The organism is Zeimonas arvi, assembly GCF_008039575.1.
Taxonomy (GTDB): domain Bacteria; phylum Pseudomonadota; class Gammaproteobacteria; order Burkholderiales; family Burkholderiaceae_E; genus Zeimonas; species Zeimonas arvi.
In genome coordinates this window covers 198,367-210,679 of sequence record NZ_VDUY01000006.1, presented here as the reverse complement: position 1 = coordinate 210,679, position 12,313 = coordinate 198,367, and the positions used below count along the sequence as shown (strand labels likewise).

Sequence of the window (12,313 nt, the reverse complement as noted above, 5' to 3'; positions counted from 1 at the left end):
CGGCGCGCCAGCGCCCAGCAACCCTGCGCCTCGCTCAGCCGGTGGCTGGACCTTGGTCCGGCGCCGGCCTGTAGGACGCGAACAGCGCCTGCACGCGGGCCATCTCGTCGGCGGGGAGGATGACGGGCTCGCCCAGTTGCAGCGCCAGCGCGTACATGCGGGCGAGCGACTCGACTTCGTTCGACAGTTCCAGCGCGGCGGCGAGCGTGGCGCCGATGGCGATGGTGCCGTGGTTGGCGAGCAGGCAGGCCCGGCGGTCGCGCAGGGCCTCGGCGGCGGCGTGCGAGAGCTCGGGGCTGCCGAAGGTGCGGTAGGGAGCGCAGCGGATGTCGGCGCCGCCGGCCACTGCGACCATGTAGTGGAAGGCGGGGATGCCTTCGCGCTGCACGCGCGGCAGGCAGGCGAGCGCGGTGGCGGCGGGCGAATGCACGTGGACGACGGCGCCGGCCTCGGGCCTGGCCTGGTAGACGTCGCGGTGCATCCGCCACTCGGAGGACGGACGCTTCGCGGGATGGCCCGATGGGACAGCGCCCCCTTCAGCGGTGGCCAGCGGCAGCCAGACGATGTCGTCGGCACTCATCGACTCGTAGGGCGTGGCGGCCGGCGTGACCAGCATGCCGGCGCCGAGCGGGCCGCCGCGATGCCAGCGCAGCGACACGTTGCCGGCGCGGCCGGCGTTCAGGCCCAGCGCGCCCATCTTCAGGCAGGTGTCGACGACGGCCTGGCGGGCGGCGTCCTCGGTGTCGAACGCCGGATCGAGGCGGGCCCGGGATTCGCCGCTCACCGTGCAATCCCTGCGGTCCGCGCAGTCCCTGCCAGCCCCGCGGCCAGCGCGCGCGCCACGCCCTCGGCCGAGGCCTCGAAGACGCCGTGCTCGGTGACCAGGCCGCCGACCAGCCGCGCGGGGGTCACGTCGAAGCCGGGATTGGCCACCGGGCTGCCATCGGGCACCACCTGCACCGCGGCGATCGTGCCGTCGGCCAGGCGGCCGGTCGCGTGAGTGACCTCGCGGGCGTCGCGCTCCTCGATCGGGACGGCGTCGCCGTCGACCGCCTGCGGGTCGATCGTGGAGACCGGGCAGGCCACCCAGAAGGGCAGCCCGCAGTCGCGTGCGGCCAGCGCCTTCAGGTAAGTGCCGATCTTGTTGGCAACGTCGCCGTTGGCCGCGACCCGGTCGCAGCCGACGATCGCCGCGTCGACCCGGCCCTGGCGCATCAGCAGGCCGCCGGCGTTGTCGACGATCACCGTGTGCGGCACGCCGCGCTCGGCCAGCTCCCAGGCGGTCAGCGACGCGCCCTGGTTGCGCGGCCGGGTCTCGTCGACCCAGACGTGGACCGGCACGTCGCGCTGGTGCAGCAGGTAGATCGGCGCCAGCGCGGTGCCGTGGTCCAGCGTGGCGATCCGGCCGGCGTTGCAGTGGGTGAGCAGGTTCAGCGGCGCACCCGCCCTGCGGTTCGGCGCCAGGCGCTCGCGCAGGGCTTCGAGCAGCGCGGCGCCGTGCTCGCCGATCCGCCGGTTGCAGTCGGCGTCGTCGTCGCAGATCGCCATGGCTTCGCCGCGAGCGGCCTGCGCGCGCTGTGCGGGCGGCAGCGGGGCGACCCGGCGCATCGCCCGGTCGAGCGCCCAGCGCAGGTTCACCGCGGTGGGACGAGCGCCCAGCAGCCAGCGCCAGGCCTCGTGCAGCGCGGCGTCGGAGGGATCGTCGCGCAACGCGAGCGCGAGGCCCCAGGCGCCCACCGCGCCGATCAGCGGCGCGCCCCGGACCTGCATGGAAACGATCGCGCGCCGGCAGTCCTCGACGCTGCGCAGCGCGATCTCGCGCCGCTCGAAGGGGAGCAGGGTCTGGTCGATCGTGCGCAGGACGCCGTCTTCGTCGATTCGAAGCGTTCTTGACATCATTCAAGCGGCGTGCAGTTGCCCGCTCGTATCATTCGGGGATCCGCGCGCCGGCGATCCGGCGCGCATCATCAGTCTAATGGAAGGCGCGCCCGCGACAGGCGCGCCCCGTGCCGTCCCGCCACGAGCGCCGGCCCTCGCGAGGTTCTGCCAGCCGTGATCGGCCTTTCGCTGTTCTCTGCCTTCCTGCTCGGCCTGCTCGGCGGCGCGCACTGCGCCAGCATGTGCGGCGGCATCGTGACCGTGCTCGGCGCCCGCCACCGGATCATCCCGATCCAGGCGGTGGACGCGGTGACCGGCAAGCCGGTCGTCGCCAGCGCGGCCGCGCCGTCGCGGCTGCAGCCGCTGGCCTACAACCTGGGCCGCATCGCCAGCTACACGGTCGCCGGCGCGATTGCCGGCGCGGTGGGATCCACCGCCTGGCTGGGCCGGCACATGCTGCCGGTGCAGCAGTACGCCTTCATCGGCGCCAACCTGGTGATGATCGTGCTCGGGCTCGCGCTGGCCCTCGGCGCGAGCCGGCTCGCCCCCCTCGAGCGGCTGGGCGCCGGCGCCTGGAAGCGGATCGCGCCGCTGGCCGCGCGAGTGCTTCGCGCGCAGGGCTTTCGAGGCGCGCTCGGCGCGGGCCTGGTCTGGGGCTGGGTGCCCTGCGGCATGGTCTACGGCGTGCTGGTCGCGGCCCTGGTCTCGGGCAGCGCGCTCGACGGCGCGAGCCTGATGCTGGCCTTCGGGCTGGGCACGCTGCCCAACCTGCTCGCGCTGGGCTGGCTGGTCCAGCGCGGCGCCGGCTGGCTCGACCGGCCCTGGGTGCGGTTCGCCGCGGGCCTGCTGGTCGTCGTCTTCGGCGTGGCCGGCCTTCTGCGCATCGACCCGGTGGCGAACCTTCACGACGTCATCGACGCTTGCCTCCAGCCGTGGCGTTGAACTGCTTTCACTGCGGCCAGCCGGTGCTCGAGCCGGGCCGCTGGTCGAGCCGGGTCGCCGGCGCCGAGCAGGCGATGTGCTGCGCCGGCTGCCAGGCGGTCGCCGACGCGATCGTGTCCGCGGGGCTCGACGACTACTACCGCACCCGCACCGAACTGCCGGCGCCGGGCTGGCAACCGCCGACCGGGCTGACGCTGGCCCCCGGCGGCGCGGGCGACGGCGGGCCGGCGGCAGCCGACGAGAATCTCGCGATCTACGACGAGCCCGAGGTCCAGGACCGCTTCGTGCGGCGCGAGGGCGAGCGCTGCGAGGCCACGCTGCTGGTCGAGGGCATCCGATGCGGCGCCTGCGTCTGGCTGATCGAGCAGCAGCTGCGCGCCCAGCCCGGCGTGGAAGGCGTGTCGGTCAACATGGCGACCGAGCGCGCCACCGTCCGCTACCGCGCAGTCGACACACCGCTCTCCTCGCTGCTCGCCGCCGCCGGCCGGATCGGCTACCGGCTGCGCCCCTTCGACCCGGCCCGACGCGAACAGGCGCTGCGCAAGACCAGCCGCGACCTGTTCCGGCGCCTCTTCATCGCCGGCCTGGGGATGATGCAGGTGATGATGTACGCGGTGCCGGTCTACCTGGCCGAACCCGGCGACATCGAGTCGCAGTGGGACTCGCTGATGCGCTGGGCCAGCCTGGTGCTGACGCTGCCGGTCGTCCTGTACTCGGCCCAGCCCTTCTTCCGCGGCGCCTGGCGCGACCTGAAGGCGCGCAGCCCCGGCATGGACGTGCCGGTGGCGATCGCGCTGATCGCCGCCTTCGCGGCCAGCGTGCATGCCACCGTCACCGGCCGCGGCGAGGTCTGGTACGACTCGGTGACGATGTTCGTCTTCCTGCTGCTCGGCGCCCGCTACCTGGAGTGGATGGCCCGCCGGCGCGCGGCGCGCACGCTCGACGCGCTGTCGGCCTCGGTGCCCGACACCGCCGAGCGCGTCGATCCGGCCACCGGCGCTGCCGAGCGGGTGCCCGCCTCGCGGCTCGCCCCGGGCGATCGCTTCCGCGTCGCCCCGGGCGAGCGGATCGCGGTCGACGCCACCTTGCTCGACGAGACCACCACGATCGACCAATCGCTGCTGACCGGCGAGTCGCGGCCGGTGCCGGTCGCGCGGGGCGAGGCCGTACCCGGCGGCTCGATCAACACCGGCCACCCGGTGCTGCTCCAGGTGCTGCGCGCCGCCGGCGACAGCACGATCTCCACGATCGAGCGGCTCGCCGAGCGTGCGGCCGCGCAGCGCCCGCGCCTGGTCGGCGTGACCGACCGCGTCGCCCGGATCTTCGTGGTCGCGCTGCTGGTGCTGGCCTCGGCCGTCTGGCTCGCCTGGCTGCAGATCGACCCAGGGCGCGCCGGCCAGATCGCGATCGCGGTGCTGGTGGTGTCCTGCCCCTGCGCCCTCTCGCTGGCCACGCCCGCAGCGCTGGCGGCGGCCAGCGGCGCGGCGCTGCGCCAGGGCATGCTGGTGGCGAGCGGCGACCTGCTGCTGCGCGCGGCCGAGACCACCGACGTGGTCTTCGACAAGACCGGCACGCTCACCGCGGGGCGCCCCGAGCTGGTCAGCCTGGACGTGCTGCCCGGCGCCGGCGACCGGCCCGGCTCCGCCGCGACCCAGACGAGGCTGCTCGCGATCGCTGCCGCCCTCGAGACCGGCCAGCCCCACCCGGTGGCCGAGGCGATCCGCCGCGCGGCCGCCGGCTCGCCATTGCCCGCCGCGACCGAGTCGCGCACCTGGCCCGGGCTGGGCGTGCAGGCGCGCGTCGACGACCGCTTGTGGCGGCTGGGCAACGCATCCTTCGCCGGCCCCGCCCCGGAGGCGTCCCTGCCGGGCGGGGCGGCAGACAGCGCCGATCCAGCCCGCGCCGCCGATCCAGCCCGTACGGGCGACCCCGGCGACACCGTGATCTGGCTCGCCGACGAGGCCGGCCCGGTGGCACAGCTGCGGCTGCGCGACGCGCTGCGCCCCGAGACCCCCGAGGTGGTCGCCCGGTTGGCCGCCCGCGGCCTGCGCGTGCATCTGCTCTCGGGCGACGAGGCGGGCACCGTGGCCACGGTGGCGCGACAGCTGGGCATCGCCGCGCATCGCGGCGGCGCGCGGCCCGACGACAAGCTCGACTACGTGCGCGCCTTGCAGCGCGAGGGCCGCACGGTCCTGATGGTCGGCGACGGGATCAACGACGCGCCGGTGCTCGCGGCCGCCGACGTCTCGGTGGCCGTCGGCGAGGCGACTTCGCTGGCCCGCACCGCGGCGGGCGTCGTGCTGCTGGGCCGCCGCATCTCGGATCTGTGCCGGCTGCACGAGCTGGCGCAAGACACGCGGCGCATCGTGAAGCAGAATCTCGGGTGGTCCATGGTCTACAACGCGCTGGCCATCCCGGCGGCGGCGGTCGGCTGGGTGCCGCCGGCGGTGGCGGCGATCGGGATGTCGGCCAGCTCGCTGCTGGTCGCGGTCAACGCCCTGCGGCTGATGCCCCGGCAACGCCGGCCGAACGGAGGCCGATGAAGATGGAAGCCTTGTACCTGCTGATCCCGCTCAGCGTCGTCGCGGTCTTCGCCGCGGCGTGGGTCTTCCTGCGGATGTCCGACAGCGGACAGTTCGAGGACATGGACGGCCCGGCCTGGAGCGTGCTCCACGACGACGACCGGCCGGCCCGGGCCGGCGAGCCGGCGGCCGACGAGGGGGGCGGCGATCACCGCAGCGCGCCCGACACACGAAGCGGCGACAATCGGAACGTCGCTGACAATGGCGACACGTTGCGCATTGACGCAGCGCAAGATCGCCAGGAAACCACATCAAGATAATGGGCAGTCCTGCCACGGGGGTTCGAATGAGCACGACAAGGCCGCTTACGGGTGAGACCTATCACTACAAGGTCATCCGGCAACTGACGGTCATGACCGTCATCTGGGGATTCGTCGGCATGCTGGTCGGCGTGTTCATCGCCGCGCAGCTGGCCTGGCCGGCGCTGAACTTCGACATCCCCTGGCTCACCTACAGCCGGCTGCGTCCGCTGCACACCAACGCGGTGATCTTCGCGTTCGGCGGCACCGGCCTGATCGCCACCTCGTTCTACGTGGTCCAGCGAACCTGCCAGACACCGCTGTTCTCGCCCGCGCTGGCTTCCTTCGTGTTCTGGGGCTGGCAGCTGGTGATCCTCTCGGCGGTGGTCACGCTGCCGCTGGGCATCACGCAGAGCAAGGAGTACGCCGAGCTCGAGTGGCCGGTCGACCTGCTGATCACCGCAGTGTGGGTGGCCTACGCGATCGTGTTCTTCGGCACGGTGGCCAAGCGCAAGACGCCCCACATCTACGTGGCCAACTGGTTCTACGGCGCCTTCATCATCACGATCGCCGTGCTGCACATCTTCAACAACCTGGCGTTGCCGGTGACCGGCACCAAGTCGTACTCGCTGTACGCGGGCGTGCAGGATGCGATGGTGCAGTGGTGGTACGGCCACAACGCGGTCGGCTTCTTCCTGACCGCGGGTTTCCTGGGAATGATGTACTACTTCATCCCCAAGCAGGCCGAGCGCCCGGTGTACTCGTACCGGCTGTCGATCGTGCACTTCTGGGCGCTGATCTTCACCTACATGTGGGCCGGCCCGCACCACCTGCACTACACGGCGCTGCCCGACTGGGCGCAGAGCGTGGGCATGGTGTTCTCGCTGATCCTGCTGGCGCCGTCGTGGGGCGGCATGATCAACGGGATCATGACCCTCTCGGGCGCCTGGCACAAACTGCGCACGGACCCGATCCTGAAGTTCCTGATCGTCTCGCTGTCCTTCTACGGCATGTCGACCTTCGAGGGTCCGATGATGTCGATCAAGACGGTCAACGCGCTGTCGCACTACACCGACTGGACCGTCGGCCACGTGCACTCGGGCGCGCTGGGCTGGGTCGGGTTCATCACGATGGGCTCGATCTACTACCTGCTGCCCCGATTGTTCGGCCGCACGCAGATGTACAGCGTGCGCGCCATCGAGGCGCACTTCTGGATCGCCACGATCGGCGTGGTGCTCTACATCGCCGCGATGTGGATCGCCGGTGTCACGCAGGGCCTGATGTGGCGCGCCACCAACCCGGACGGCACGCTCACCTATGCCTTCATCGAGTCGCTCAAGGCCACCTACCCGTACTACTACATCCGGGTGCTGGGCGGCCTGCTGTACCTGAGCGGCATGGGCGTGATGCTCTGGAACATGGTGATGACGATTCGCGGCGGCAAGGCGGTCGACGCGCCGGTGCCGCGCCTCGACCCGGCCCACGCCTGAGCGGGAAGGAGAAAGACAATGAAGTTCTCGCATTCGATCATCGAGAAGAACCTGCCGCTGATGATCGTCCTGATCATCGTCACGATCAGCATCGGCGGCCTGGTCGAGATCGTTCCGCTCTATTTCCAGAAGTCGACCACCGAGCCGGTCGCGGGGCTCAAGCCCTACACCGCGCTGCAGCTCACCGGACGCGACATCTACGTTCGCGAAGGCTGCTACAACTGCCACTCGCAGATGATCCGGCCCTTCCGCGCCGAGACCGAGCGCTACGGCCACTACTCGGTGGCCGGCGAGTTCGTCTACGACCGTCCGTTCCAGTGGGGCAGCAAGCGCACGGGGCCGGACCTGGCGCGGGTCGGCGGCCGCTACACCGACGAATGGCATCGCGTGCACCTGATCAATCCGCGCGACCTCGTGCCGGAATCGAACATGCCGGGTTATCCGTGGCTCGCCAGGACGCCGGCCGACGACGGCTCGATCCAGGCCAAGATGCGCGCGCTGGTCAAGCTGGGCCATCCGTACACCGCCGAGCAGATCGACAAGGCGCCGGAAGAGCTGAAGGACCGCACCGAGATGGACGCAGTGATCGCGTACCTGCAGGTGCTGGGTACCTCGCTCAGCAAGCCGCAGTGACACACGGGGCGTGAAGGGAGTCGACATGGACATCAACGTGCTGCGCGGGATCATCGCCGTGGTGAGCCTGCTGGTCTTCCTGGGCATCGTGATGTGGGCCTGGAGCGGCCGGCAGCGCAAGCGCTTCGAGGAAGCATCGCGCCTGCCCTTCGCCGAGCGCGACGACCTCTGAGCCCCCTGGACACGCCCCCTCGAAGAATCCGACGCGAACATCCGCGGAGAACGAAAAATGGCCGATTTCACGAGTTCCGGCTGGAGCCTCTACATCGCGATCGTCACGATCGCGTCGATCCTCTTCTGCCTGTGGCTCGCGCTGGCGCTCGCCAAGGGCAAGGTCAAGGGCCAGGAGGTCGGCACCACCGGTCACAAATGGGACGAAGACCTCGAGGAGTTCAACAACCCGCTGCCGCGCTGGTGGCTGTGGCTGTTCATCCTCACCTGCGTCTTCTCGGTGGTGTACCTGATCCTCTACCCCGGGCTGGGCAGCTTCGCCGGCACGCTGGGCTGGAGCCAGAAGGACCAGTACGAGCGCGAAGTGGCCCGGGTCAACCAGGCGGTGGAGCCGCTGTTCGCCAAGTTCATGGCCCAGGACGTCAAGACCGTGGCCGCCGACCCGCAAGCCCGCGAAATGGGCGAGCGCCTGTACCTGACCTACTGCGTGCAGTGCCACGGCTCCACGGCCCAGGGCAGCCGCGGCTTCCCGAACCTGGCCGACCGTGACTGGCTGTGGGGCGGCGAGCCCGAGGCGATCAAGGCCACGATCACCCAGGGCCGGCAGGGCGTGATGCCGCCGATGGGCGCGGCGGTCGGCTCGTCCGACGACGTGACCAACCTGGCGCACTACGTGCTGTCGCTGTCCGACAGCGGCCACGACGCCGCCCGGGCGGCGCTGGGCAAGGACAAGTTCGGCGTCTGCGCGGCCTGCCACGGGCCCGAGGGCAAGGGCAATCCCGCCCTGGGCGCACCCAACCTGACCGACAAGACCTGGCTCTACGGCGGCGGCCTCGCCACGACCATCGAAACGATCAACAAGGGGCGCAACAACCAGATGCCCGCCTTCGGCGAACTCCTGGGCGACGGCAAGATCCACCTCCTGACCGCCTACGTCTGGGGCCTGTCCAACCGCTCCGAAGCCGCGTCGCGCTAGACTCACACGATGTCCGAGCCAGCCAGCCGATCGCGGGGCGCCAGCGCGCCCAGCGACGTCGAGGTCGCCCTCTACGAGGTCCGCAAGAAGATCTACCCGAGGGCAGTCACCGGCCTGTTCGCCGGCTGGCGGTGGGCGCTGGTCTGGTTCACGCAACTCCTGTTCTACGGCCTGCCCTGGCTCGGCTGGGGCGATCGGCCGATGGTCCTGTTCGACCTCGAGGCGCGCCGCTTCTACCTGTTCGGCACGGTCCTGTACCCGCAGGACTTCATCTACCTGACCGGCCTGCTGGTCATCTCCGCGCTCTCGCTGTTCCTGTTCACCGCGGTGGCCGGCCGCCTGTGGTGCGGCTACGCCTGCCCGCAGACGGTCTACACCGAGATTTTCATGTGGGTCGAGCGCAAGGTCGAGGGCGACCGCACCGCCCGGATGAAGCTCGACAAGTCCCCGATGTCCGGCGCCAAGTTCGCGCGCAAGGCCACCAAGCACGTGCTGTGGGTGCTGATCGCGCTGTGGACCGGCATCACCTTCGTGGGCTACTTCACGCCGATCCGCGAGCTGCTCGGCGCGATCCTCACCCTGTCCACCGGCCCCTGGCAGACCTTCTGGGTGCTCTTCTACGGCTTCGCGACCTGGGGCAACGCCGGCTTCATGCGCGAGCAGGTCTGCATGTACATGTGCCCGTACGCGCGCTTCCAGGGCGTCATGTTCGACCGTGACACGCTGACGGTCACCTACGACGCCCAGCGCGGCGAGCCGCGCGGGTCGCGCTCCAGGAAGGCCGACCCGTCGGCGATGGGGCTGGGCGACTGCATCGACTGCACGCTGTGCGTGCAGGTCTGCCCGACCGGCATCGACATCCGCGAAGGCCTGCAGTACGAGTGCATCGGCTGCGCGGCGTGCATCGACGCCTGCGACCAGGTGATGGACAAGATGAACTACCCGCGCGGCCTGATCCGGTACACGTCCGAGAACGCGATGGCGCAGGGCCTGAAGGACAAGGAGGTGTTCAAGCGCGTGGCCCGGCCGCGAGTGCTGGTCTACGCCGGCGTCCTGCTCGTGGTCACGCTCGCGCTGTTCGCGCACCTGCTGATGCGCTCGCCGGTCAAGCTCGACGTGATCCCCGACCGCTCGCTCGGCCGCGAAGTGGCCGACGGCATGATCGAGAACACCTATCGCCTGCAGCTGATGAACTCGTCGGAGACCGCGCGCCGCTTCGTGGTAAGCGTCGAGGGCATCGAGTCGATCTTCGTCGAGGGACAGACCGAGTTCCAGGTCGGCCCGGCCGGCGTCAGGATGGTGCCGATCACCGTGCGCACGAAGCCCGGCAACGGCAAGCCCGGCAGCAACCCGATCCGGTTCAGCGTGCGAGACGGCACGGACGAATCGGTGTCGACCAGCGCGAAGTCGACCTTCTTCGTCCCGCGCTGAACGACCCGCCCAACCGAGCAAGGATCCACGAGGCATGCCCGAAGCATCGATCGTCACTCCCTGGTACCGACAGCGCTGGCCCTGGCTGCTGATGATCATGCCGGCCACCGCAATGTTCGGCGGCATCTTCACCTGGTGGCTGGCCGCCAACGCCAACAACTCGATGGTGGTCGACGACTACTACCGGGAAGGCCGCGCGATCAACCAGCAGCTCGCGCGCGACGATCGCGCCACGCAGCTCGGACTGGAAGCCACGCTGGTGCCGGGCGCCGGCGCCACGGGCGGGATCGCGGTCGAGCTCGCCGGGAAGCTCGCAGACTTCGGATACCCGGACGTGCTCAACCTGAAACTGGTGCACGCGACCGAATCGGCGCTCGACGCGCAGGTGGCGCTTCGCCACACCGGCGGCGGCCGCTACCAGGCCGGCGGCGTGCTGCCTGCCAGCGGGCACTGGATCGTGCATCTCGAGGATCCACAGCGCAGCTGGCGCCTGCTCGCCCGCACCGACCGGTTCGACGTTCCGCTGAAACTCGCCTCGGACCCCGTCATCGCCGGAGGCCGCCGATGACCGAACTCGACCCCAAGCCGATCGGCGAGCGCCGGCTCGGCCGCTTCATGATGCAGGTGCTCTGGCCGTCCTTCCTGATGGCCGCGGTGGCGGTCGGCATCGTCTTTTCGATGATCGACCCCCAGGAACTGGTGTTCGTGGGCCTGCACCTGGCCGGCACGCGCGAGGCCGCCTACACGGTGGGCTTCTTCGTGTTCTGGGCGCTGTTCGCCGCGTCGAGCGCGCTGACCTGGATGCTCACCAGCAAGCCCGACGACGGGCGCTGAGGGCCCGGAAGCCCCGCCCGGGCGGCGCACCGGCGCCCGCGCCGATCGATGGCGCGCCGCTCAGGGAACGAAGCGGAAGGCCGGTTCGATCTGCCCCGCTCGCCAGCGGCCCGCGACGACCTCTCCCGGGGCAGCGAACTGCCCCATCACCGCGCTGATGTTGACCTGGTGCGTGACCAGCATCGCGTTGCGGCCGGCTTCCAGCGTGGCCGCCCAGGCACGGACCTGATCGGTCTGGGCAGATTCGCCGCCGCGCGAGGCGAAGAACGAGTTCAGCGCCGGCCAGTCGGCCGCTCGCCCGAAGGCCAGCTCGGCGGTCTCGCGACAACGGCACCACTGGCTGGTTCGCACTTCGTGAAGGCGGATCCCCGCAGCGCGCATTGCCGCGCCGGCCTGCCTGGCCTGCTCGCGGCCGGCCGCCGACAGGTTGCGCTGCGTGGCGCAGGCCCCGAGCCGGAACTCCGGCGGGTCGCCCACCCCGGGCTCGGTGGCCGCATGACGCATCATCAAGATCCAGCCGCCCGAGGCGAGGCGTCGAGCGGCTTCGTCCAGCGACACCGCCTCGGCGCCGACCGCCAGGACCGGACGGGCGTGCGCGGCCAGCGCCGCCACGAGCACGGCGAAGCCGGCACCCGACACGCGCCTCGCGAAGCGGCGGCGCCCGCGCCACGAGGCGACAGGCAGGCGGCCCATGCTCAGGCGCTCCCGTCGGCGCGCAGGCGCCCGATCTGGCGACGGTCGCGCTTGGTGGGTCGGCCGTGCGCGATCGCCTCGGCCGGCTCGGTGAAGAAGCGACGCGACTCGCGCCGGGCCTCGCGACGCTCGACCGACGCGCGCGTTTCCTCGTAGAGCGCCTGCGCGACGGAGGCCGGGCCGCGGCGATCGTCGAGGCCGAGCACGACGATCGTGCGCTCGTCGTCGCCGATGCGCAGCGTGAGCTCGTCGCCCAGGCGCAGCGCCCGGGACAGCTTGACCCGCTGCCCGCCGACCAGCACCCGGCCGTTCTCGATGGCGGTCTGCGCCAGGCTGCGGCTCTTGAAGAAGCGCGCGGCCCACAGCCATTTATCGACACGAAGCGATTCGTCCATCCGGGTATTCTAGGGTCCAGGAAGCCGCCCGCCCCCGCACGGACGAGCG

The 12,313-nt window shown here is 71.1% G+C and carries 14 protein-coding genes; 10 read left to right on the top strand and 4 right to left on the bottom strand.

From position 1 onward, the window contains the following. Nucleotides 1-34 precede the first annotated feature (34 nt). Nucleotides 35-784, bottom strand: coding sequence for a class II aldolase/adducin family protein (locus tag FHP08_RS15400; RefSeq protein ID WP_225879157.1), 750 nt, complete (start codon nt 782-784; stop codon nt 35-37). Then, nucleotides 781-1,896 (bottom strand): S-methyl-5-thioribose-1-phosphate isomerase, encoded by a 1,116-nt coding sequence (gene mtnA, locus FHP08_RS15395; RefSeq protein ID WP_225879156.1) that lies wholly within the window; start codon nt 1,894-1,896, stop codon nt 781-783. The genes FHP08_RS15400 and mtnA overlap by 4 nt, the downstream gene beginning before the upstream one ends. A 156-nt stretch (nt 1,897-2,052) precedes the next feature. On the opposite strand from mtnA, the gene FHP08_RS18480 reads away from it, so the two are divergent. From FHP08_RS18480 to FHP08_RS15350, 10 genes are read left to right on the top strand one after another with little or no spacing between them, the layout of a single operon-like run. Then, a complete protein-coding gene (locus FHP08_RS18480) occupies nt 2,053-2,820 on the top strand; it encodes a sulfite exporter TauE/SafE family protein (RefSeq protein WP_187272324.1) in 768 nt (255 codons plus the stop codon). Continuing rightward, a complete protein-coding gene (locus FHP08_RS15390) occupies nt 2,817-5,363 on the top strand; it encodes a heavy metal translocating P-type ATPase (protein ID WP_187272323.1) in 2,547 nt (848 codons plus the stop codon). The genes FHP08_RS18480 and FHP08_RS15390 overlap by 4 nt, the downstream gene beginning before the upstream one ends. A gap of 11 nt (nt 5,364-5,374) precedes the next feature. Next, a complete protein-coding gene (gene ccoS, locus FHP08_RS15385; RefSeq protein ID WP_267285497.1) occupies nt 5,375-5,662 on the top strand; it encodes a cbb3-type cytochrome oxidase assembly protein CcoS in 288 nt (95 codons plus the stop codon). A 26-nt stretch (nt 5,663-5,688) separates the two neighbouring features. Further along, complete coding sequence (ccoN, locus tag FHP08_RS15380; protein ID WP_147705369.1) at nt 5,689-7,131, top strand: cytochrome-c oxidase, cbb3-type subunit I; 1,443 nt, start codon at nt 5,689-5,691, stop codon at nt 7,129-7,131. 18 nt (nt 7,132-7,149) lie between these two features. Then, nucleotides 7,150-7,764, top strand: coding sequence for a cytochrome-c oxidase, cbb3-type subunit II (gene ccoO / locus FHP08_RS15375; RefSeq protein WP_147705368.1), 615 nt, complete (start codon nt 7,150-7,152; stop codon nt 7,762-7,764). A gap of 25 nt (nt 7,765-7,789) precedes the next feature. After that, entirely contained in the window at nt 7,790-7,936 is a 147-nt protein-coding gene (locus FHP08_RS15370) for a cbb3-type cytochrome oxidase subunit 3 (RefSeq protein ID WP_147705414.1), read from the top strand. Nucleotides 7,937-7,993: 57 nt separating this feature from the next. After that, complete coding sequence (gene ccoP / locus FHP08_RS15365; protein ID WP_147705367.1) at nt 7,994-8,911, top strand: cytochrome-c oxidase, cbb3-type subunit III; 918 nt, start codon at nt 7,994-7,996, stop codon at nt 8,909-8,911. Between the two features lie 9 nt (nt 8,912-8,920). Further along, entirely contained in the window at nt 8,921-10,342 is a 1,422-nt protein-coding gene (gene ccoG, locus FHP08_RS15360; protein ID WP_147705366.1) for a cytochrome c oxidase accessory protein CcoG, read from the top strand. A 34-nt stretch (nt 10,343-10,376) separates the two neighbouring features. Continuing rightward, complete coding sequence (locus FHP08_RS15355) at nt 10,377-10,910, top strand: FixH family protein (RefSeq protein WP_147705365.1); 534 nt, start codon at nt 10,377-10,379, stop codon at nt 10,908-10,910. Continuing rightward, a complete protein-coding gene (locus tag FHP08_RS15350) occupies nt 10,907-11,176 on the top strand; it encodes a hypothetical protein (RefSeq protein ID WP_147705364.1) in 270 nt (89 codons plus the stop codon). Before FHP08_RS15355 ends, FHP08_RS15350 begins: the two co-directional genes overlap by 4 nt. 60 nt (nt 11,177-11,236) lie before the next feature. Here FHP08_RS15350 and FHP08_RS15345 read toward each other — a convergent pair whose 3' ends face one another. Together FHP08_RS15345 and FHP08_RS15340 are read right to left on the bottom strand one after the other, a co-directional pair. After that, nucleotides 11,237-11,869 (bottom strand): histidine phosphatase family protein, encoded by a 633-nt coding sequence (locus FHP08_RS15345; protein ID WP_147705363.1) that lies wholly within the window; start codon nt 11,867-11,869, stop codon nt 11,237-11,239. Nucleotides 11,870-11,871: 2 nt separating this feature from the next. Further along, nucleotides 11,872-12,264: an RNA-binding S4 domain-containing protein gene (locus FHP08_RS15340; protein WP_147705362.1), complete on the bottom strand. Its 393-nt coding sequence runs from the start codon at nt 12,262-12,264 to the stop codon at nt 11,872-11,874. Nucleotides 12,265-12,313: the final 49 nt, after the last annotated feature.